The sequence below is a fragment of the Tateyamaria sp. genome (assembly GCF_039945315.1).
In the GTDB taxonomy this organism is placed as follows: Bacteria; Pseudomonadota; Alphaproteobacteria; order Rhodobacterales; family Rhodobacteraceae; genus Tateyamaria.
Window position 1 is genome coordinate 37,900 of the sequence record NZ_JBDUXB010000003.1, and the last position, 20,056, is coordinate 57,955.

Annotated in this window: 21 protein-coding genes and 2 riboswitches; of the genes, 17 read left to right on the forward strand and 4 right to left on the reverse strand. The window is 60.7% G+C overall.

Going from position 1 to position 20,056, the window contains the following annotated elements; all coding sequences use genetic code 11:
• Window positions 1-46: 46 nt before the first annotated feature.
• On the forward strand, window positions 47-784 hold the full coding sequence (locus tag ABJD00_RS00720; protein WP_413830118.1) for a peptidase: 738 nt from the start codon (window positions 47-49) through the stop codon (window positions 782-784).
• A gap of 25 nt (window positions 785-809) precedes the next feature.
• Here the strand turns inward: ABJD00_RS00720 and ABJD00_RS00725 are convergent, their stop codons facing one another.
• Together ABJD00_RS00725 and ABJD00_RS00730 are read right to left on the reverse strand one after the other, a co-directional pair.
• On the reverse strand, window positions 810-1,202 hold the full coding sequence (locus tag ABJD00_RS00725; protein WP_413830120.1) for a 5-carboxymethyl-2-hydroxymuconate isomerase: 393 nt from the start codon (window positions 1,200-1,202) through the stop codon (window positions 810-812).
• Between the two features lie 23 nt (window positions 1,203-1,225).
• Window positions 1,226-2,671 (reverse strand): cobyric acid synthase, encoded by a 1,446-nt coding sequence (locus ABJD00_RS00730; RefSeq protein ID WP_413830122.1) that lies wholly within the window; start codon window positions 2,669-2,671, stop codon window positions 1,226-1,228.
• Between the two features lie 86 nt (window positions 2,672-2,757).
• Here ABJD00_RS00730 and ABJD00_RS00735 point away from each other — a divergent pair, with 86 nt between their 5' ends.
• Window positions 2,758-2,910 (forward strand): hypothetical protein, encoded by a 153-nt coding sequence (locus ABJD00_RS00735; RefSeq protein WP_159089078.1) that lies wholly within the window; start codon window positions 2,758-2,760, stop codon window positions 2,908-2,910.
• A gap of 275 nt (window positions 2,911-3,185) precedes the next feature.
• On the forward strand, window positions 3,186-3,914 hold the full coding sequence (locus ABJD00_RS00740; RefSeq protein ID WP_413830124.1) for a VPLPA-CTERM sorting domain-containing protein: 729 nt from the start codon (window positions 3,186-3,188) through the stop codon (window positions 3,912-3,914).
• A gap of 116 nt (window positions 3,915-4,030) precedes the next feature.
• Here ABJD00_RS00740 and cobO read toward each other — a convergent pair whose 3' ends face one another.
• The gene (cobO, locus tag ABJD00_RS00745) at window positions 4,031-4,642 is read right to left on the reverse strand and encodes a cob(I)yrinic acid a,c-diamide adenosyltransferase (protein WP_413830126.1); all 612 of its coding nucleotides are present in this window, start codon (window positions 4,640-4,642) and stop codon (window positions 4,031-4,033) included.
• 127 nt (window positions 4,643-4,769) lie between these two features.
• Window positions 4,770-4,975: riboswitch (cobalamin riboswitch) on the forward strand.
• An 85-nt stretch (window positions 4,976-5,060) separates the two neighbouring features.
• Between cobO and ABJD00_RS00750 the strand changes: the two genes are divergently transcribed.
• Genes ABJD00_RS00750 through cobJ form a run of 7 tightly spaced genes read left to right on the forward strand, consistent with a single transcriptional unit; the run spans window position 5,061 to window position 13,034 of the window.
• Window positions 5,061-5,435: a DUF1636 family protein gene (locus ABJD00_RS00750; RefSeq protein WP_413830128.1), complete on the forward strand. Its 375-nt coding sequence runs from the start codon at window positions 5,061-5,063 to the stop codon at window positions 5,433-5,435.
• A 2-nt stretch (window positions 5,436-5,437) separates the two neighbouring features.
• On the forward strand, window positions 5,438-6,493 hold the full coding sequence (cobW, locus tag ABJD00_RS00755) for a cobalamin biosynthesis protein CobW (protein ID WP_413830130.1): 1,056 nt from the start codon (window positions 5,438-5,440) through the stop codon (window positions 6,491-6,493).
• Between the two features lie 12 nt (window positions 6,494-6,505).
• A complete protein-coding gene (gene cobN / locus ABJD00_RS00760; protein ID WP_413830132.1) occupies window positions 6,506-9,787 on the forward strand; it encodes a cobaltochelatase subunit CobN in 3,282 nt (1,093 codons plus the stop codon).
• Window positions 9,784-10,929: a cobalamin biosynthesis protein CobG gene (locus ABJD00_RS00765; protein WP_413830134.1), complete on the forward strand. Its 1,146-nt coding sequence runs from the start codon at window positions 9,784-9,786 to the stop codon at window positions 10,927-10,929. Before cobN ends, ABJD00_RS00765 begins: the two co-directional genes overlap by 4 nt.
• A gap of 4 nt (window positions 10,930-10,933) precedes the next feature.
• Entirely contained in the window at window positions 10,934-11,563 is a 630-nt protein-coding gene (locus tag ABJD00_RS00770) for a precorrin-8X methylmutase (RefSeq protein WP_413830136.1), read from the forward strand.
• The gene (locus ABJD00_RS00775; RefSeq protein WP_413830138.1) at window positions 11,560-12,288 is read left to right on the forward strand and encodes a precorrin-2 C(20)-methyltransferase; all 729 of its coding nucleotides are present in this window, start codon (window positions 11,560-11,562) and stop codon (window positions 12,286-12,288) included. The genes ABJD00_RS00770 and ABJD00_RS00775 overlap by 4 nt, the downstream gene beginning before the upstream one ends.
• Entirely contained in the window at window positions 12,285-13,034 is a 750-nt protein-coding gene (gene cobJ / locus ABJD00_RS00780) for a precorrin-3B C(17)-methyltransferase (RefSeq protein WP_413830140.1), read from the forward strand. The genes ABJD00_RS00775 and cobJ overlap by 4 nt, the downstream gene beginning before the upstream one ends.
• Here cobJ and ABJD00_RS00785 read toward each other — a convergent pair.
• A complete protein-coding gene (locus ABJD00_RS00785; protein WP_413830142.1) occupies window positions 13,010-13,762 on the reverse strand; it encodes a cobalt-precorrin-6A reductase in 753 nt (250 codons plus the stop codon). The two genes, cobJ and ABJD00_RS00785, sit on opposite strands and share 25 nt — an antisense overlap.
• On the opposite strand from ABJD00_RS00785, the gene cbiE reads away from it, so the two are divergent.
• From cbiE to cobF, 7 genes are all read left to right on the forward strand, one after another.
• Window positions 13,761-14,951 (forward strand): precorrin-6y C5,15-methyltransferase (decarboxylating) subunit CbiE, encoded by a 1,191-nt coding sequence (gene cbiE, locus ABJD00_RS00790; protein WP_413830144.1) that lies wholly within the window; start codon window positions 13,761-13,763, stop codon window positions 14,949-14,951. The two genes, ABJD00_RS00785 and cbiE, sit on opposite strands and share 2 nt — an antisense overlap.
• A complete protein-coding gene (locus tag ABJD00_RS00795) occupies window positions 14,906-15,316 on the forward strand; it encodes a cobalamin biosynthesis protein (RefSeq protein WP_413830146.1) in 411 nt (136 codons plus the stop codon). Before cbiE ends, ABJD00_RS00795 begins: the two co-directional genes overlap by 46 nt.
• The gene (gene cobM / locus ABJD00_RS00800; RefSeq protein WP_413830148.1) at window positions 15,313-16,107 is read left to right on the forward strand and encodes a precorrin-4 C(11)-methyltransferase; all 795 of its coding nucleotides are present in this window, start codon (window positions 15,313-15,315) and stop codon (window positions 16,105-16,107) included. The genes ABJD00_RS00795 and cobM overlap by 4 nt, the downstream gene beginning before the upstream one ends.
• Window positions 16,100-17,413 (forward strand): cobyrinate a,c-diamide synthase, encoded by a 1,314-nt coding sequence (locus ABJD00_RS00805; RefSeq protein ID WP_413830150.1) that lies wholly within the window; start codon window positions 16,100-16,102, stop codon window positions 17,411-17,413. Before cobM ends, ABJD00_RS00805 begins: the two co-directional genes overlap by 8 nt.
• The gene (cobA, locus tag ABJD00_RS00810) at window positions 17,410-18,129 is read left to right on the forward strand and encodes a uroporphyrinogen-III C-methyltransferase (protein ID WP_413830152.1); all 720 of its coding nucleotides are present in this window, start codon (window positions 17,410-17,412) and stop codon (window positions 18,127-18,129) included. The genes ABJD00_RS00805 and cobA overlap by 4 nt, the downstream gene beginning before the upstream one ends.
• A gap of 148 nt (window positions 18,130-18,277) precedes the next feature.
• A riboswitch (cobalamin riboswitch) is annotated at window positions 18,278-18,466 on the forward strand.
• Window positions 18,467-18,518: 52 nt separating this feature from the next.
• Window positions 18,519-19,196: an energy-coupling factor ABC transporter permease gene (locus ABJD00_RS00815; protein WP_413830154.1), complete on the forward strand. Its 678-nt coding sequence runs from the start codon at window positions 18,519-18,521 to the stop codon at window positions 19,194-19,196.
• A gap of 65 nt (window positions 19,197-19,261) precedes the next feature.
• Window positions 19,262-19,996 (forward strand): precorrin-6A synthase (deacetylating), encoded by a 735-nt coding sequence (cobF, locus tag ABJD00_RS00820; protein WP_413830156.1) that lies wholly within the window; start codon window positions 19,262-19,264, stop codon window positions 19,994-19,996.
• Window positions 19,997-20,056: the final 60 nt, after the last annotated feature.

A 20,056-nucleotide genomic window follows, 5' to 3' on the forward strand; every position in this document is an offset into this window, starting at 1 on the left:
GGGTACAACACCCGGCGACTCGTTTGCGCAGAAGGCACATGGTACTATGACATATTGCGTGGGGATGCGGCTGAACGCCGGTTTGATCTTCATGTCCGATACCCGGACCAATGCGGGCGTCGACAACATTTCCACTGTCAAGAAGATGCACACATGGGAAGTTCCCGGTGAGCGTATGATCGTGATCATGACAGCCGGCAATCTGGCGACCACACAATCTGTGATCAGCCTGCTCGACGAACGCGCCAAGGCCCCCGAAGACCGCAACCCGTCGCTGTTGCAGGCTCCATCGATGTTCCAGATTGCCCGCGAAGTGGGCCGCACCTTGCGAGAGGTGATCGGAGACAATGCCACGACGGGACAAGAGGCCGATGGCGCGTTCGGGGCAACCCTGATCGTGGGCGGACAGATAGCGGGCGCCCCGCCCCGCCTGTTCCTGATCTATCCTGAGGGCAACTTTATCGAAGCCTCTGACGACACACCATTTTTCCAGATCGGCGAAGCCAAGTATGGCAAGCCGATACTTGTGCGCGCGCACGATCCCAAGATGTCGTTTGAGGATGCGGTAAAGCTGCTCATGGTCAGCTTTGATTCCACGATCAAGTCGAACCTGTCTGTCGGGCTGCCACTGGACTACGTGACCTACAACTCGGACAGCCTGCAAATCGAGCATGCAGCGCGCGTGGAACCCGATGATCCCTACTATCAAACGGTTTCAAACGGCTGGGGCGAGGCGTTGAAGCTGGCCTTTCAGCAATTGCCGCCTTTCCAGTTTGAGGACTAGCAACCGTGCAGGACGCCTGCGCGCCTCAGTGCATTTCCGGTGGGAGATAGTCCCGGATTGAGCTGGCTTTGCGACTGTATTCCGGATCGATTTCACGCAACTCGAGCGAAAGCATAAACGGGGTGGAAGCCATCACCTCGGACGTAAAATCGCTCGCTGCATCAAAGACCGCATCAGTGGCGCGGGTCTTGGCCGCTGCATCCCGCCCTGCCCCGAGGCGTACTGTGATGTCGATAAAGCCGTGCCTTGGATCCCCATCTGCGATCACCACGTGATTGGCCATATGGGCGCGCACCCGAATACCAGCGGGCGGGAAAACACCGGTTGAGGCGGCGGCATCCTTGAGAGCATGGCACAGAGCGCCCATGTCGAGCCTGTTTTCCAGATTTTCGGAGTATTCGAGAACAATATGGGGCATCGCTGCAACCTTTGACCCGACGCCTAGCGCGCGCAAGCCAAAAGTGCGGACACGTCCAGATGTGTTTCCAGATGATCGGCCAACAGATCCAGCGTCGCCTCAACTGTCTGGTCATAGGCCATGGCCGTTGCGGACCCCCCAAATCCTGCCAGCCAAGCCTCGCGAAACCCGTCATCGCGAAACATTCCATGCAAGTAGCTGCCGGCAATGCGTCCATCGGGGCTGATTGCGCCCTCGTCTTGCCCGTCCACGCGCGCAAAGGGACGCGCGCGGTCCGGGCCTTCGCTCCGGCCAATGTGAATTTCATAACCGTCAAAGCGCTGCTGCGTCGCCGCATGCACGGCCTCGATGGTGGTCAATCGCTTGTCCCCAGTCATGGTCGTTTCGACATCCAGCAAGCCGATACCTTCGGCCTGCCCGGGCGGGCCTTCGATACCCTCCGGGTCAGCGACAATGCACCCGAGCATTTGGAACCCGCCGCAGATGCCAAGTACGTGCCCCCCACGACGACAGTGAGCGCGGATATCTTCGTCCCAGCCTTGCGCCTTGAGAAAACCAAGATCGCCCATGGTCGACTTTGATCCCGGAATGATCACGACATCCGTATCGCCGGGCAAAGGCTGGCCTGCATGCAGCATGGTGAGCTTCACACCCGGTTCCTGCGCCAGCGGGTCCAGATCGTCGAAATTCGCGATGCGGGACAGTTTGAGGCAGACGATATGCAGTCCCGTGTCCCGTTCCGGTGTAGAGATGTCCAGCGCATCCTCGGCGGGCAGTTTCCATGCATCCTGAAACCACGGCACAACCCCAAAGCCGCACCAGCCCGTGTGATCTGTGATCATCGCGTAGCCGTCATCAAACAGACTGGGGTCACCACGAAACCGGTTGATCAGAAAACCTGCGATCATCGCCGCATCTTCGGGATCGATCACAGCCTTGGTTCCAACGATCTGAGCGATCACGCCGCCCCGGTCAATGTCGCCCGCCAAAATTACCGGGCAGTCGGCGGCCCGCGCAAAACCCATGTTTGCGATGTCGCCGGAGCGCAGATTGATCTCAGCCGGGCTGCCCGCCCCTTCGACGAGCACAATTTCATGCTGCGATTTCAGGCGCTCAAAGCTGTCGAGAACAGGTGCCATCAGCTTCGGCTTGAGATCCGAATATTCCCGCGCTTTCACGGTGGCCAAGCGCTTGCCCTGTACAACAACCTGAGAGCCAACATCGGTTTCAGGTTTCAGCAAGACGGGGTTCATATCGGTGTGCGGCGACACACCACAAGCCATCGCCTGCAAAGCCTGTGCGCGCCCAATCTCGCCACCATCTTGGGTCACAGCCGCATTGTTGGACATGTTCTGCGGCTTGAAGGGCGCAACCGACAAGCCTCGGCGCAAAGCCGCCCGACAAAGCCCCGCGACAAGCATGGATTTGCCAACGTTGGAACCGGTGCCTTGGATCATCAGGGCGGTCACAATAAGGTCTCTTTCACTGCTCAGCTTTGCCCTGATTGAACGCTACGTTCTGCTTCATCGCATCATAAGGAAAGAACGGAAAGCCCATGCTGGATTTCACGAACACTCCCGAGCGTCGCCGCAAAGCCAAAAAAGCGCGCGAACGGAAAACGATGTTGCTCCTGGGTCTCGCGATCCTGATACCGGCGGCTGCAAGCGCCATTGACCTGCAAAGCCTTGGCCTGCTGACCGGTAGCTAAGACCGCGACCTTTAATTCGTAACCTTTTTTGCTAACCGTGAAGCCGAAGTCGGCTTTGCGGTTTTGCGATTCTCAACTTACGAGAGCGCCCCCAACGCACCACGATGAGTCGAACTTCTACTTATTGTGGTGACAGGCACTAGAAATCTCCCTCGCCGGTAGAATGTGGCTAGAATGCGGCCGCAAATCCTTGACCCGTCCGTACGCAACTGGAACGCATCGCGCATGTTCGGTGCCGCAATAGGTGCGCACTTGTATCCAGTTCGAGGGAAAAAATGCATTCATTTAGGCTAAAAACTGTACTTGCAGCGGCTGCAATTGCGGTGGTCAGCACGTCATCGGCATTTGCTGCAACAGTTTACCACGCGACCAGCAATGTCAAAGAAGGTGCGGGAAATCACTCGCTTTGGTTTTCCGGAGATAACCCTCCTGGGGCGATTGGCGGTAACACGGCTGGCAATCAAAAGAACCACTTCAAGTTTGAGAATAGATCGCCGGGCTTCGGCAAGTTCACAGTGGACGGGTCGTCGGCCGCCTTGACCGGGGAAGTTGCGAACGGCAACGGTCAGGCTTTTCGACTGGACATGTACTTCACGGAATTCACCGGCACCAACGTTGGTTACAAAACGATAGATGGTGGTCCGGATGGGAGTGCTTGGACCCTCTATGAACTTGATTCAAGTCGCACAAGCACTCTCAGTTATATTCCCCTCACGGGTGATGCTCCGTTGTCGAATTTTGTTCTCTCGTCTCTACGTGGAAGCAACTCGGATGGACCATTCAAGGTTCAGGTGGGCGTGGGCGCGAATGACAAGGACATAGCTTTGTTTGGTTTGTCGACTTGGTTTACGCTGGCAGAAGCAGGTTGCAGTTCTAATTGCACTCCCTACCACGGCGACATCAACATTGTTCTGGAGCCGGTACCCTTGCCTGCCGCGGGCTTTATGCTGATCGCTGGAGTTGGTGGTTTGTTTGCAATGCGTCGGCGCAAGAAAGCAACCTAGAACATTTCGATCTTGAAATTGAATTCGAGCGCCTTATCGCGCTCATTTCATTTGTAGTTATGATGTCGGATGCGACTGCAGTTGGCCTCAACCAGAACAACGCCAGATTGGCAGACCTAAAATTCAACGCCCTTCTGCGCCTTCACCCCCAGATCTTTGAATGGGTGTTTGATCAGCGTCATCTCGGTCACCAGATCCGCAGCCTCGATCAGCTCTGGCTTGGCATTGCGGCCCGTCAGAACCACGTGGGTCATGGGTGGTTTTTTCTCCAACAGAAAATCAACCACTTCGTCAATGTCCAGATAATCATAGCGCAGGGCGATGTTGATCTCGTCCAGCAGAACAAAGTCGACCTCGTCGTCCAGTATCTGCTCCTTGGCGATTTCCCAGCCCTTCTTGGCCGCAAGGATGTCGCGCTCTCGATCCTGCGTTTCCCAGGTAAAGCCTTCGCCAGACACAAAGAACCGGCACTCGTCAGGGAAACGGTCACGCAAGAAGGTCTTTTCCCCGGTGTCCCAGTTGCCCTTGATGAATTGGACCACTGCACAAGGGATGCCGTGCGAAATGCAGCGCATGATCATCCCGAACCCGGATGACGACTTTCCTTTGCCCGGTCCGGTGTGGACAATGATCAGACCTTTTTCTTCGGTCTTGGTTTCCATCATCTTATCGCGGGCCGCCTTGATCTTTTTCATCTTGGCATTGTGGCGTTCGGTGATGTCGTCCATGGGCAGGGCTCCGGCGATTTGAAGGTCTGCACTTTGTTTGGCACGGCTGCGGGGCAATCGCCAGAGTACAAAGCGCCGCGCGGCGTGCAGGCTTTGCACAACCCCGCTTGACTCGCGCCCGAACCGCGCGCACTACGGATACGCTGGTGCTCGAGGTACCTCGGGTGAAAAGGGAATGCAGACGGTGCCGAGCACTGAAACGCAGCCGCCCCCGCGACCGTGACCGGAGAAGGTCGCCCATTGCCACTGGCCCAAGGTCGGGAAGGCAGGGTGGCCACTAGGGAAACCTGACATCCGCAAGCCGGGAGACCTGCCAGCATGACGTTGACGAAACCGGACGGGGTGTTCCGGGTGTCGGGAGTTTTTGGCCTTCGCGCCACCCGCCATCCCTGCCCACGCCCAAAACATGGGATAAGAGATGAGCGACCTGCCCCCCGTCGAATTGTTGGTCTGCGTCAAATGCCGTCGCGAGACTGAGGTGCCCGAAGGCGGCACCCGACCCGGTGAAGTATTGCACGCTGAACTGGCGGCCCGCACGATGCCCGAAGGGGTGACCCTTAAAGCGGTGGAATGCCTGTCCAACTGCTCCTCCGGCTGTTCGGTGGCAGTGCGCGGCGGGGCCCAGCGCTGGACCTATGTCTACGGCAACCTCATGGAAGACCGCGACGCCGACATGGTCGTCGACGGCATTGCCAAATACGCCGCCACCGAGGACGGTCTTGTCCCGTGGCGCACCCGCCCCGAACATTTTCGCAAAAATTGCATCGCCCGCATCCCTCCGCAGGAGTTTTGAATATGGCAAACCTCAACAAAATCCCCGTCACTGTCATCACCGGCTTTCTTGGATCGGGCAAGACAACCCTTGTCCGCCACCTGATGCAGAACCCGCAAGGCAAGCGGCTGGCCGTTATCGTCAACGAGTTCGGTGATGTGGGTGTGGACGGCGAAATCCTGAAATTGTGCGCCATTCCCGAGTGCCCGGCGGAAAACATCATGGAACTGGCCAATGGCTGCATCTGCTGCACGGTTGCAGATGATTTCATCCCCACAATCGAGGCCCTGATGGCCATCGACCCGCAGCCTGAGCACATCCTGATTGAAACCAGCGGTCTTGCGCTGCCTAAACCGCTGCTCAAAGCGTTCGACTGGCCCGATATCCGGAGCAAGATCACTGTGGATGGCGTCATCGCATTGGCCGATGCCGAAGCCGTGTCTGCGGGTCGCTTTGCCCCTGATGTCGCCGCGGTTGATGCACAACGTCTGGCCGATGACTCACTGGATCACGAAACGCCTTTGTCCGAGGTGTTCGAGGACCAGATCGCCTGCGCAGATATCATCCTGCTGACCAAGCCCGACCTCGCAGGGCCAGAGGGCATTGCGCGCGCCAAAGAAGTGATTGCCGCCGAAACACCGCGCCCCCTGCCCGTGGTCGAAGTGGCTGAAGGTGCCGTGGACCCTCGCGTGATCCTTGGTCTTGAGGCCGCCGCCGAAGACGACATCGATGCTCGTCCCTCCCATCACGACGGGCACGACGATCATGAGCATGACGATTTTGAGTCCGTGATCATCGACATCCCCGAAGTGAGCGACCCAGCCGAGCTGGCTGCTCGGATCGAAGAAATGGCGAAATCACAGAACATTCTGCGCGTCAAAGGCTATGCTGCCGTGACCGGCAAACCAATGCGGTTGCTCGTGCAGGCGGTTGGCGCGCGGGTGCGCCACCAGTTTGACCGCCCGTGGGGCCAGAATGAGCCGCGGCAGGGCCGTTTGGTCGTGATTGCCGAACATGACGACGTGAGCGCTGCAGCCATCAGCGCCGCATTGGTTAAGACTCCGGCAGCCGCTGAATAGCAAAGGTGCCACATGCACGTCGTCTTTCGCGAAAGCCATGGGCTAGAAGAGACCGAGACACCCACCGATCTGGGGCAAACGCCTGCGGATCTGGTGGTGTTGTCGTTCTCGGACAGTGATCTTGGCGCGTTTGGCGCAGGCTGGCATCGTGGTGGCGGTGCGGATGGCATGCCGACTCTGCGGCTCGCCAATCTTGTCGGGCTAAAACACCCGCTTTCGGTCGACACCTATGTTGAGCAAACGCTTGCGGGCGCCAAGGGCATCCTGATCCGCCTGATCGGTGGCGTGCCTTACTGGTCCTATGGGCTGCAACAGGTGCGCGCACTGGCTGAAGCCAAAGGCATTGCACTCGCCGTGCTGCCGGCCGACGGGCGTGTGGATACGCGGTTGGACGAGATGTCGACCTTGCCTGTGTCGACCCTGCGCCGACTTGCACATCTTTGCGACACGGGTGGTGCTGTGGCCGCGCAAGCCGCGTTGGCGCAAATGGCGCTGGCCTCGGGCCTTTATGCAGGACCGGTGCGAGGTGCCAAGTCTTTGCCAATGGTCGGTGCTTGGACGCCAGAACACGGGCTGTCCTGCCCGTTGATCCACGCCGAAGACGATAGGCCCCTTGTGATCGTAACCTTCTACCGGGCTTATCTCGCGGCGGCCGATCTTTCGCCCATTGAAGCGCTGTTTGAGGCTCTGCGGCAGCGCGGGTTCCGGGTGTTGGGGCTGTTTTCACCTTCGCTCAAGGCCCCTGATGCCGCGCGCTGGATGTCCCGCCAGATTGCAAGCCTCGCCCCTTGCGCTATCGTCAACGCCACCGCGTTTTCCGGCAAAGGCAAGGACGGCACATCCCCTCTGGACGCAGGCGACGTGCCGGTGTTTCAGGTGGCTCTTGCCACGTCGACCCGCGACATGTGGGCAGAGGCGGAACGCGGCCTTTCGCCGGCCGACCTTGCGATGCATGTTGTCTTGCCAGAGGTCGACGGACGTTTGTTCGCAGGCGTTTCCTCGTTCAAAGAGCCACAGGCCCGCGATTCAGACCTGCAATTTTCACGCTACGCACACAAAGCGGACATAGCGCAGACGCAAGCCGTGGCCGATAAGGTCAAGGCATGGACTGAGCTTGCCCAAACAGCGCCGAAAGACCGCCATTTGGCGCTGGTTCTCAGTACTTATCCTGGCAAAGACTGGAACATGGCCCATGCCGTGGGGCTCGACGCATTGGCGTCAGCAGAGGCGATCCTCGAAGACCTGGGAGATGCTGGCCACAGCACAAGGCGTGAGGGCACGCCTCTCGATCACGCCTTGGGTCATGAGACACTCACATGGCCGCTTGAAGCTTACAAATCCGCGTTCGCCGACCTGCCTCAATCGCTTCAGGACGATCTAACGGCTGCGTGGGGAGACCCCGCAGACGAAGCGCTGGACGGAAAATTCCAATTTCCGGCTCTGCGGCGGGGCAACGTCACCATCGCCTTGCAACCCGAGCGCGGCACGCCGGAAGCGCGAGACGACGACTACCACGACCTCGCCCGCACACCGCGCCATGCTTATGTCGCCTTTTACCTTTGGTTGCGCACGCAGGCTCAGGCCTTCATCCACATTGGCGCACATGGCACACTGGAATGGCTACCGGGCAAATCCGTCGCACTGTCCGACGCCTGCTGGCCAGAGGTGCTCGTTGGGGACACACCGGTCCTCTACCCCTTTATCGTCAATGATCCAGGCGAAGCGGCGCAGGCCAAAAGGCGTATCGGGGCAATGACCCTTGGTCATCTGCCGCCACCCATGAAGGACAGCGCAACACCAGATCGGTTGCTGCGTCTTGAATCGCTGCTCGATGAATTCTCCAATGCCGACGGTCTTGACCCCAAACGCCGCGACCGCCTCCAAGAGGACATCCGCGCTGAGGCGCAGGCGCTGGGGGTCGAAGATGACCTTGGCCTTGCCCGCGCAACGTCTACAGCCGAAGCGATCACCCGCATCGACCGCTTTGTCTGCGACATCAAGGAAAGCCAGTTTGGCGACGGGTTGCACATCTGGGGCCGGGGCACACCGACCGGTGCGCCTGACGGGCAGGCCGCGTCGGTGAATGCCGAAACCACCAACCTCATTGCCGCTCTGAACGGGCGACGCATTCCCGGAGGCCCGTCCGGCTCTCCTTATCGCGGGCGCACAGATGTTTTGCCTACCGGGCGCAACCTGTTCACCACAGATCCACGGTCTGTGCCGACCCGGGCGGCCTATGCCCAAGGCGTCAAACTGGCCGAGGAACTGGTACGCCGCCACTTGCAGGACAACGGTGATTGGCCGCGTGGGCTGATCGTCGATCTTTGGGGATCGGCCACCATGCGCACGGCAGGCGAAGAATTCGCGATGGCGCTACACCTTTTGGGGGTCAAGCCGATCTGGGATGCCGGATCAGAACGCGTCTCCGGCATTGAAGTCCTTCCCATTACGGACCTCGATCGTCCCCGTCTGGACGTGACCTTGCGCGTCTCGGGGCTATTCCGTGACGTGTTCCCGACGCTGTCTGCTCTGTTCAACCAAGCGGTCCGCACACTTGCCGCGCGCGACGAAGCCCCCGACTGGAACCCTTATGCAGGGCGGCAGGCGTCCGCGCGCGTCTATGGCCCTGCACCGGGCAGCTTTGGCCTAGGTATGGGTGCCGACCTTGAAACATTCACCGAAGAGAGCCGCGTGGCGGCAGGGCGCGCGTGGCTTGCCGCAAGTGCATACGCGTTGGATGGCAGTGACGCTATCAAGGACGCGCACGGCATACGTCAACGTGTGGCGCTGGCCGACAGCTTTGTGCACCTGCAAGACCTGCCTGAAACCGATGTTCTGCTGGCCTCTGACTACGCCGCACATGAGGCCGGGTTTGCCGCCGCACAAGCTGTCACGGGTGGCAGTGCAGCCCTGTACCACCTCGACAGCACCAACCCGGACCACCCCCGTGCCCGCGCTCTGCCCGAAGAAATCGCCCGCGTTGTACAGGCCCGCGCGGTGCAGCCTGCATGGCTGGCAGGCATGATGCGCCACGGCTTTCGTGGTGCTGCCGAGATTGCGGCAACGTTGGATCATTTGGCCGCCTTTGCGCACCTCGCAGGCGTGGTTCAACCGCACCTTTTTGATCTCTATCATGAGGCAACACTGGGCGATGCGCAGGTCGCAACATTCCTGCGCGACGCCAATCCCGGCGCGTATCAGGCCATGGTTGATCAGTTCGCGGCCCTCGACGCAGCTGGGTTGTGGCAAACGCGGCGCAACTCGATCCGCGCAGCCCTTGAGGCCGCGCAATGACGGTCAAAGGCTGGTGCCCGGGGGCTCACCGCCCGATGATGTCCGGCGACGGGCTTATCATCCGGGTGCGCCCACGGCTTGGACGGATGACAGCGGATCAGGTGCTTGGTCTGTGCGCCGTTGCGCAGGAGTTCGGGAACGGCACCATCGACCTGACGAGCCGAGCCAATCTGCAACTGCGCGGTGTGTCTGAAGACGCCCATCAGCAGGTATTGGAGGCGTTGCTGCCCCTTGGCCTGCTTGACGAAACGCCCGCACAGGAGAGCCGGCGCAATCTCACGATCACGCCGCATTGGCAGGTCGGGGATATCAACCAGCACCTCCATGACAGCCTTTGTGAACAAATCGGCGACATGCCTGATCTGCCTGCGAAGATGGGTGTGGCAATCGATGCAGGACCCCGCCCCGTCCTTCAGGGCACACCCGCCGATTTCAGGTTTGAGGCAGGCGTCGGTACCGATCTTATTCTGCGTCTGGATGGCCTGACGCTTGGGCGGGCCATTGCGCCGGAAACCGCAGTTTCAGCACTCATCGAGGCTGCGCAGTGGTTTGTCAGTTCAGATGGCTTCGCATCAAAGCGAATGGCGCAACACGTCAAACACTGCCCACCGCCTGATCAGTGGTGTGTTCATGCCCCTGCAGCGCCTGATATTGCCCTGTTACCCGGCCCCATGGCCCAAGGGATTGCCTATGGCGCCGCGTTTGGAAGCTTGGACGCTTTTGCCCTCTCCGACCTCGTGGCGGACAGTCAAGCAACTGCGATGCGTGTCACTCCCTGGCGCGTGTTTGTGCTGGAAGACGCGCAGCCCGCTGTGGCCCAAGGTTTTGTGACCGAGGCGCGCGACCCGATTTTGTCGGCCCATGCCTGCCCCGGTGCGCCGGCGTGCGAGGCGGCAACTGTGGACACACGCATGTTGGCGCGTGCTCTCGCACCATTGCACCCAAACGGTCTGCACGTGTCTGGCTGCGCCAAGGGGTGTGCACATCCCAAATCCTGCGCCACCACGCTTGTCGGCCAAAACGGCGCCTTCGACCTTGTGGAGCACGGCCATCCATGGGATCAGCCCCGCCAGCGTGGACTAAGTGCCACCGAGATACTGCGCGCTCCAACACCCGACCAACTGATGATGCTCAAGGCCTGACCATATGCCCTACGAATACCAGACCGATGGCGCGGCCATTTACCTCCAATCCTTTGCCACTATCCGGTCCGAGGCTGACCTTTCGCGCTTTGATGCGGACGAAGAACAAGTCGCCGTGCGGATGATCCACGCCGCTGGCATGGTGGGGCTGGAACAGTATTGCCATTTCTCGTCGGGTTTTGTGCCTGCTGCGCGGGCTGCCCTCGAAAACGGCGCACCGATCTTGTGCGATGCACGCATGGTGTCCGAAGGGATCACGCGGCCACGTCTTCCTGCCGAAAATGCGGTGATCTGTACGCTGCATGACGAGGCGGTCCGCCCCTTGGCCGCGGAAATGGGCAACACCCGGTCTGCAGCTGCGTTGGAGTTGTGGCGGCCCCACCTTGCCGGGGCCGTAGTGGCCATTGGCAACGCGCCCACGGCTCTGTTTCACCTGCTCAACATGCTTGAAGACCCCGACTGCCCTCGCCCCGCGGCCATTATCGGTTGTCCAGTCGGCTTTGTCGGCGCAGTTGAATCAAAAGACGCGCTTTGGGCCGACCAGCCTGTACCTTGCTGCATCGTGCAAGGACGCTTGGGTGGCAGTGCCATAACTGTCGCGGCCGTCAACGCCATCGCGAGCCGCAAGGAATGACTGTCGGCACCGTCTACGGCGTAGGCCTTGGCCCCGGCGATCCGGATTTGCTGAGTGTGCGTGCAGACCGGCTGGTCCGAGGCGCGCGCCACATCGCCTTTTTCCGCAAGGCAGGTCGACCCGGACAGGCACGCACGCTGGCCAATGACTTGCTGCCAGACGATGCCACTGAACACCCGATGGAATACCCGGTCACAACTGAAATTCCGCTCAGTGACCCAGCCTACAACGAAGTTCTCAGTGAGTTCTATTCCGAGTGCACCAGACGCCTACGTATGCTCACCGATGTGGGCGAAGATGTGGTCGTGCTGTGTGAAGGTGATCCGTTTTTCTACGGCTCGTTCATGCATCTTTACACCCGGCTGAAAGACGATGTGCCTACCCATGTCGTGCCCGCCATCACTGGCATGTCGGGCGCATGGACAGCGACTGGCGCGCCAATCACGTGGGGTGATGACATCCTGACCGTGCTGATGGGTACACTGGATGAAGAGACGCTGACCCATAACATGGGCAATGCCGATGCGCTAGTGGTGATGAAGATCGGGCGCAACATCGACAAGGTGCGCCGCGCGTTGCGCAACGCGGGCCGATATGACGATGCATGGTTGATCGAATACGCCACGATGCCGAACCAGACGGTGCAAAAACTGGCAGAGGCCGAGGGCAAAGTGACCCCATATTTCTCGATCATCGTGGTGCACGGACAAGGGCGCAGACCATGACCGGGACGCTGGTGATCGCAGGGCTTGGGCCGGGGAACGACGCCCTTGTCACGCCCGAGGTAAGCGCCGCCCTTGCTCGCGCCACAGACATTGTTGGCTATATCCCATACGTGGCCCGCATCGCCGAGCGGCCCGGCCTTACCCTGCACCCATCGGACAACCGGGTCGAACTCGACAGATCCCGCCACGCGCTGGAGATGGCAGCGAGTGGGCACGATGTAGTGGTCGTGTCCTCTGGTGATCCCGGTGTGTTTGCTATGGCCGCCGCCGTGTTTGAGGCGTTGGAGGCAGGGCCCGCAGAGTGGCGCACGCTCGACATCTCAGTCCTGCCCGGCATCACTGCGATGCTGGCAGCGTCCGCCCGTGCGGGCGCCCCGTTGGGTCATGATTTTTGCGCCATCAACCTCAGCGACAACCTCAAACCTTGGAGTGTCATTGAAAATCGTCTGCGGCTGGCAGCTCAAGCCGATTTCGCCATGGCCTTCTACAACCCGCGTTCCAAGTCGCGGCCCGAAGGTTTCGTGCGTACGCTCGAGGTGCTCAAAGAAGCGTGCGGCGACAATCGTCCAGTGATCTTTGCGCGCAACGTCTCTCAGGGCGATGAACAGATCAGGGTGGTTCCTTTGCAGGACACAACGCCTGACATGGCAGACATGCGCACCATGGTCATCGTCGGCTCCAGCCAGACCCGCATCATCGAAACGGGTCAGGCACCCATCGTTTACACACCAAGGTCAGCACCGTGACCCAGCCACTCCATAACTTCGCCCACGCTGTAGGCCTCGCTCCGATCCGGGATCGCAGGGCGGTCGATCATGATCACCGGCAGACCAAGTTCGCGCGCCGCCTTGATCTTGGCATAGGCTCCGGTACCACCTGCGTTCTTGGAGACGATCAGGTCAATGCCGTACGCTTCCATCAAGGCGCGGTCGTCGGCAGCCGAAAACGGCCCGCGCGATACAAGGACATGGTGGTCCGGAAAGGGTGGCGGGTTTTGCGGCGGGTCAACCAGCCGCAACAGGTAGAAGTGCTGGGGATTGGGGGCAAAGTCGTTCAGATGCATGCGCCCCACGGCCAGCATGATACGCGCAGCGGGGCGATCCAGCGCGGCCACAGCGCCTGCAATATCAGGAACATGTGTCCAGCTATCGCCGGTTTGTGCACCCCACGGCGTACGGGTCAAGGCAATCAGAGGAACGCCTGCCTCGGCACAGGCCGTTTTGGCATTGCGGCTCATCTGTGCGGCAAAAGGGTGCGTGGCGTCCACTACATGGGTGATTTGGTGAGAGACGAGGTAATCTCGCAAGCCCTCAACACCACCAAAGCCACCGATCCTCTGGGGCAGCGGTTGGCGCTTTGGCCGTTCAACACGACCGGCGAAACTGACGATGCCGCGCATTCCGGCCTTGGCCACTGCGCCCCCAAGGGACGTCGCTTCGGTCGTGCCCCCAAGGATCAGGAGGTTGCGCGTCATGTCTGATACCCCCTGGCTCACAATCATCGGAATGGGCGAGGACGGAGTTGCCGGGCTGAGCGTGCGAAGTCAAGCCGCGCTGGCACAGGCCGAAGTCGTGATGGCCCCGCCCCGACATCTTGAACTGTTAGGTAATACCACGGCTCAGACCATCCCGTGGCCCGTGCCATTCAGTGACGGCATTGACCACCTTGAAACCTTGCGTGGCCAGCGGGTCGTCGTGCTCGCCTCGGGCGATCCGTTCTGGTTCGGGGCCGGATCGGTGATCGCGCAGCAATTTGGCGCGGAAGAGTGGGCGGCACATCCCGGCACTTCCTGCTTTGCTCTTGCCGCAAGCAATCTGGGATGGGCATTGGAACGGACGACATGCCTTGGCCTGCACGCAGCGCCTATGTCCCGTTTGCGTCGGCATCTGGCTCAAGGCACGCATGCTATCGTGACGCTCCGTGATGGCGATGCGGTGGGTACTCTGGCAAAATATCTTTGCGATCAGGGCTTTGGCGACAGCACAGTCACTGTGTTCGAACATTTGGGCGGGCCACAAGAACGGGTCACAAGCCATGCGGCAACCACCCTTAATGGCACATTCAGCCATCCGGTCTGCGCCGCCATTGCGGTTGCGGGATTGGGTAATTCTCTAACCCACGCCTCAGGACAGTGCGACGACATCTTCCAAAATGACGGGCAGATGACCAAACGCCCCATCCGTGCGATCACCCTTTCGAGCCTCGCCCCCAAGCCACACGAACACCTTTGGGACATCGGCGGCGGATCGGGATCTATCGCGCTCGAATGGTTGCTCGCGCATCCAAGCACCCGTGCCACCTGCGTAGAACCCCGCGAGGATCGCGCCGTCAACATCGCCGTCAATGCGGATGCGCTTGGGGTGTCACACCGTTTGACTCTGGTGACCGGAGCGGCCCCCGAAGCCTTACACGGGCTGGAAATGCCCGATGCGGTCTTTGTCGGAGGCGGTCTGACAGCGGCGCTGCTGGATGACGTCATCGCCCTGCCCGCCCGGCTTGTCATCAATGCCGTCACACTGGAGGGCGAAGCGTGGCTGAGTGCCGCGCAGACCGAACATGGCGGCGATCTGATGCGCATCGAAATCGCAAATGCCAAACCCCTAGGACGCAAACGAGGATGGGCGACCTCTTATCCCGTGGTGCAATGGAGCCTGACCCGATGATCGTCGCGGGATTTGGGTTCACGACGAGTGCTACGTCGGACAGTTTACACAGCGCACTGCATGCAACGGGGTTCACCGGTGCGCTGACGAAAATCGCCAGCGCGTCGGATAAGGTGCAAACTGCCGCCTTTACCGATCTGGCGACAAACCTTGACGTTCCGGTCGCAGCAATCTCTGCCGAACAGATCGCGAGTGCGCAGACGACCACCCAATCCACAACGAGCAAGGGCGCGCGCGATACAGGATCTGTCGCCGAAGCCGCGGCGCTTGCCGCCGCAGGCCCGGGCGCGCACCTGTTGGTCACCCGCCACATATCCGCTGATCGCATGGCCACCTGCGCCATCGCCAAAGGAGCCGACACATGACCGTACATTTCATAGGCGCAGGCCCCGGTGCGCCTGATCTTTTGACGTTGCGGGGGCGCGACCTGATCGCCGCAGCGCCTGTCTGCCTCTATGCAGGGTCGCTTGTCCCCGAAGCAATCCTTGGCCATTGCCCACCTCACGCACGGGTGGTGAACACCGCCGCCATGGACCTTGATCAGATCATGGAAGAGATCAGTGCCGCCCATTCCAAGGGCCACGACATCGCCCGGCTTCATTCTGGCGATCTGTCAGTCTGGTCAGCAATGGGCGAACAGTTGCGCCGCCTGAAGGCTGCGGACATCCCCTTTACCGTGACCCCCGGTGTGCCGTCCTTTGCCGCCGCCGCCGCCACCCTTGGGGCCGAACTGACCTTGCCCGGTGTGGCCCAATCGGTGGTTCTGACGCGCACGCCGGGACGCGCATCTAGCATGCCTGCGGGCGAAAGCCTCACCAACTTCGCCGCCACAGGCGCGACACTTGCCATTCACCTGTCCATTGGCAATCTCACCCAAGTGATCACCGACCTTACCCCCGCCTATGGCGCAGATTGCCCTGTCGCTGTGGTCTACCGCGCAAGCTGGCCAGACCAGCAGGTGATTCACGCAACGCTCGCGACCCTGCAGGACGCCATGGATGCAGGCATCTCGCGCACTGCGCTTATCCTTGTCGGCCGCGCCATCGGGGCCGAGCAGTTCGACGAAAGTTGCCTTTACGCCCCGGATTACGACCGCCGGTATCGCCCTCAAACCGCGGACAGCCCTTGGGCAAGCTGGAGCCACGGAGATGACTAACCCCCCCGGACTGATGATCTCGGCCCCGGCCTCGGGCACGGGCAAAACCACGGTAATGTTGGGATTGTTGCGCGCGCTGCGCGACGACGGGCTCGTGGTGCAGCCCTACAAATCGGGGCCCGACTATATCGATCCGGCCTTTCATCTGGCTGCCGCCGGGCGGCCGTCGTTCAACTTTGACACGTGGGCGATGGACGCGGACCTATTGGGTGGGATCAGCGGGCAGCAGGATGGCGCAGACATCTGCGTGGCCGAAGGATCCATGGGTCTGTTTGATGGGGTCGCAACGCGCGGCCAGTCCGGGTTCGGGTCCAGTGCAGAGACGGCGCTGGCCATGGGCTGGCCTGTTGTCCTTGTGATCGACGTCGGCGGGCAAGCGCAATCGGCTGCGGCCACAGCGCTTGGGTTCAGGATGTACAATCCCGATCTGCCCTTTGCGGGCGTGATCCTGAACCGGGTTGCCAGCCCCCGGCACGAGCGGTTGACGCGTGTTGGAATGGAACAGGCAGGGATCACCGTTTTGGGTGCGTTGCCGCGTCGGGGCGATCTGAAACTGCCCGAACGGCATCTGGGTCTGATTCAGGCTGTAGAACACCCTGATCTTGAGGCGGCGATTGCGGGATACGCCGAATTCTTGCGGGAAAATGTTGATCTTGAGGCGATACGCGCCGCCGCCAAGGCTGGGCGAGCAGCGCCAGTGCACCCTTTGCCATTGCCGCCCGCACAACGGATCGCGCTGGCCCGAGATGCCGCATTCTCCTTCACCTATCCCCACTTACTTACGGGATGGCGTGCCGCCGGGGCGGAAATCCTGCCCTTCTCTCCGCTGGCCAATCAGGCACCGGACCCAACGGCCGATCTGGTCTGGCTGCCCGGCGGATATCCGGAACTGCACGCGGGCACGCTGGCAGGGGCGACGACGTTCAAAGCCGGACTGCGCAAACACGCCGAAACCAAGCCCGTGCACGGAGAATGCGGTGGGTACATGGCCCTCGGCGAGGTCCTGATCGACAAAGAGGGAGCACGCCACGAAATGGCTGGGTTGCTGGGGTTGGTGACGTCGTACGAAAAGCGGAAGTTCAACCTTGGCTACCGCCGCGCCGTGTTGGAGCGCTCGATGCCGGGCTTTGACACTGGAACCGCCTTGCGCGGGCACGAGTTCCACTATTCCTCGATCATCGAACAGCCTGACGCAGCACTTGCGGCGGTCTTTGATGCAGATGGCAATCCTGTGACACAAACCGGATCGCACAAAGGCAATGTGACGGGCACCTTCTTTCACCTCATCACGAGCGAGGCATCATGAGCGGCTTTGTCAGTTTTGTGGGCTCAGGCCCCGGCGATCCCGAGCTGCTGACGCTCAAGGCCGTAGATCGGTTAAAGCGTGCCGATGCGGTGCTGTTTGACGATCTTAGTGCCGGGCCGATCCTGACCCATGCCCGCGGTGGAGCGGACCTCGTGGGCGTCGGTAAACGGGCTGGTCGCCCGTCACCCAAGCAGAACCACGTGAGCCAACTCTTGGTGGACTACGCTGAAACCGGGCAACGGATTGTACGGCTGAAGTCAGGAGATGGCGGAACGTTTGGACGGCTGGAAGAGGAAATTGACGCGCTGAAGGCCGCAGGAATCGCGTATGAAATCATCCCCGGTGTCCCCTCGGCCTGCGCAGCAGCTGCAGCGGCGGGCATTCCGCTGACCCGGCGGCTGACCGCACGGCGGGTACAGTTCGTCACAGGCCACGATGTGCGTGGGGCCTTGCCAGACGATCTGAATCTCGCCGCTCTCGCCGATGCGCAGGCGACAACCGTGGTCTTCATGGGCCAACGTACGTTCCCTGCCTTTGCTCAAATGTTGATGGATGCGGGCCTGCCTGCTGATACCCCTGCTCTCCTGGCCGAAGGAGTGAGTACACCCGCACAGGCCCTTCGCCGGATGAGTATTGCGGACCTTTCCCTCAAACTGAGCCAAGGGGTTAGCGACGCGCCCGCTTTGATCCTTTACGGAGCGTTGGCAGATGGGTGACGAAGTCCCGCTTCATCTCGCACAATTATCCATGGGGGAGGCGCGCGGCGCCATGCCAAAGCCACCGTAAAAGAGTGACCCAAGCGCGGCGTGGCAAATCCATACTTCAAAATGCCGCATCCAGACTTGCCCACCTTGGGAATCAATGTAAACGTGAGGTGACGATGGTGGCCCCGAAAGGGGTCTGAAAAGGGAACCGGGTGTAAATCCCGGACTGCCCCCGCAACTGTGACCGGTGAGCGGCCCGGCGAAAACCACTGGCGCAACATGCGTCGGGAAGGTCCGGCCCCGCAGCGACCCGGCAGTCAGGAGACCTGCCATCGCCAAAACGAAACGCGCCGGAACACCGGCCATGAATGCTGCCGGGGTGGTGGCGAGGAGACAAAAAGATGCATATCGAACCGGGTGTCGTGGACGGCGCAAAGATGGTGCTGGCCTACGGGACTGCAGCTGCAACAGCGGGCTACACATTGAAACTTGCGGCAGACGACCTGAAGTCCCATGCCCTTCCGTCACTTGTGGTGCGCAGTGTATTGGCCACCGTCGGCGGTTTCATCTTCTTCGAAATCCTGCCCCATTTTGCCGTGGGCATATCCGAAGTGCACTTTATCCTCGGCACCACGCTGTTCCTGCTGCTCGGCCCCGCCGCTGCAGCCCTTGGGCTTGCGGCTGGCCTTTTGATCCAAGGGACTGTTTTCGCGCCTTCGGACATGCCGATGTTCTTTGTGAACGTCACCACGCTTCTGTTCCCGCTCTTTGCCATTCACGCACTGGCCAAACGGATTGTGCCGGATGCCACAGCCTACGTCGATTTGAGCTATGCCCAAGTCCTTAAAATGTCAGCCATTTATCAAGGTGGTGTTGTGGCATGGGTCGCGTTCTGGGCGATCTACGGTCAGGGTGTTGGCGCCGAAAATATGCAATCCGTGCTGACATTCGGAGCAGCGTACATGCTGGTTATCCTGATCGAACCACTGGCTGACCTCGCCGTTCTGGGCGCCGCAAAGACCATCCGGGACCGCAAGACCGGCCCACTGTTCACGCAACGCCTGTTCAACGCAGCCTGAACGCGCACCTGAAACGAACCAAAGGGCTGCGCCATCCGCGCGGCCCTTTTTCGTGAGTGAGAACCATGATCGAGCTACACCTGATTGGCATCGGCACCGGCAATCCGGATCACCTGACGGGTGAGGCCCGCCGCGCCATAGCACAGGCTGATCTGTTTCTGGTGCCGCACAAACCGGGCAAATCCGATCTTGCCGATCTGCGCACCAGCGTCATCGACAGCGTGCGCGATGACGCCGTGGTTGCCCTGTTTGATATGCCGGTCCGCGATGACACGCTGCCCTATCTGACCCGTGTGGACGCGTGGCACAACGAGATCGCGCAGGTCTGGGCCAACGCAATGGCTACCCATCCTGACTCCAAGGGCGTTGCCCTCCTGGTGTGGGGTGATCCATCTTTATATGACAGCACGCTGCGCATCGCCGCCCGGCTCGATCCCGCACCAAAGCTGCACGTGGTGGCAGGGATCACGTCTGTTCAGGCGCTCACTGCGGCACACGCCATCCCTCTCAATACGCTCAACGCGCCTGTCACGATCTCGACAGGCAGACGCCTGCGAGATCACGGCTGGCCAGCGGACTGCGAAACACTGATCGTAATGTTGGACGGCGATTGCACGTTTCAGACCTTGGACGGCACATCCTTTGACATCTGGTGGGGCGCGTACCTTGGCATGCCAGAACAAATCCTTGCCCACGGACGGCTTGGCGATGTCAGTGCGCATATCATCGCCAAACGTGCAGAAGCGCGTTCCGCCCATGGCTGGATCATGGACACCTACCTGCTCCGCCGACGCGCCTAAAAATTAGGCAAGACGCCAAGCCACTGGTCGCACTGCGAACGTGGGGCTGGCCCTATGACA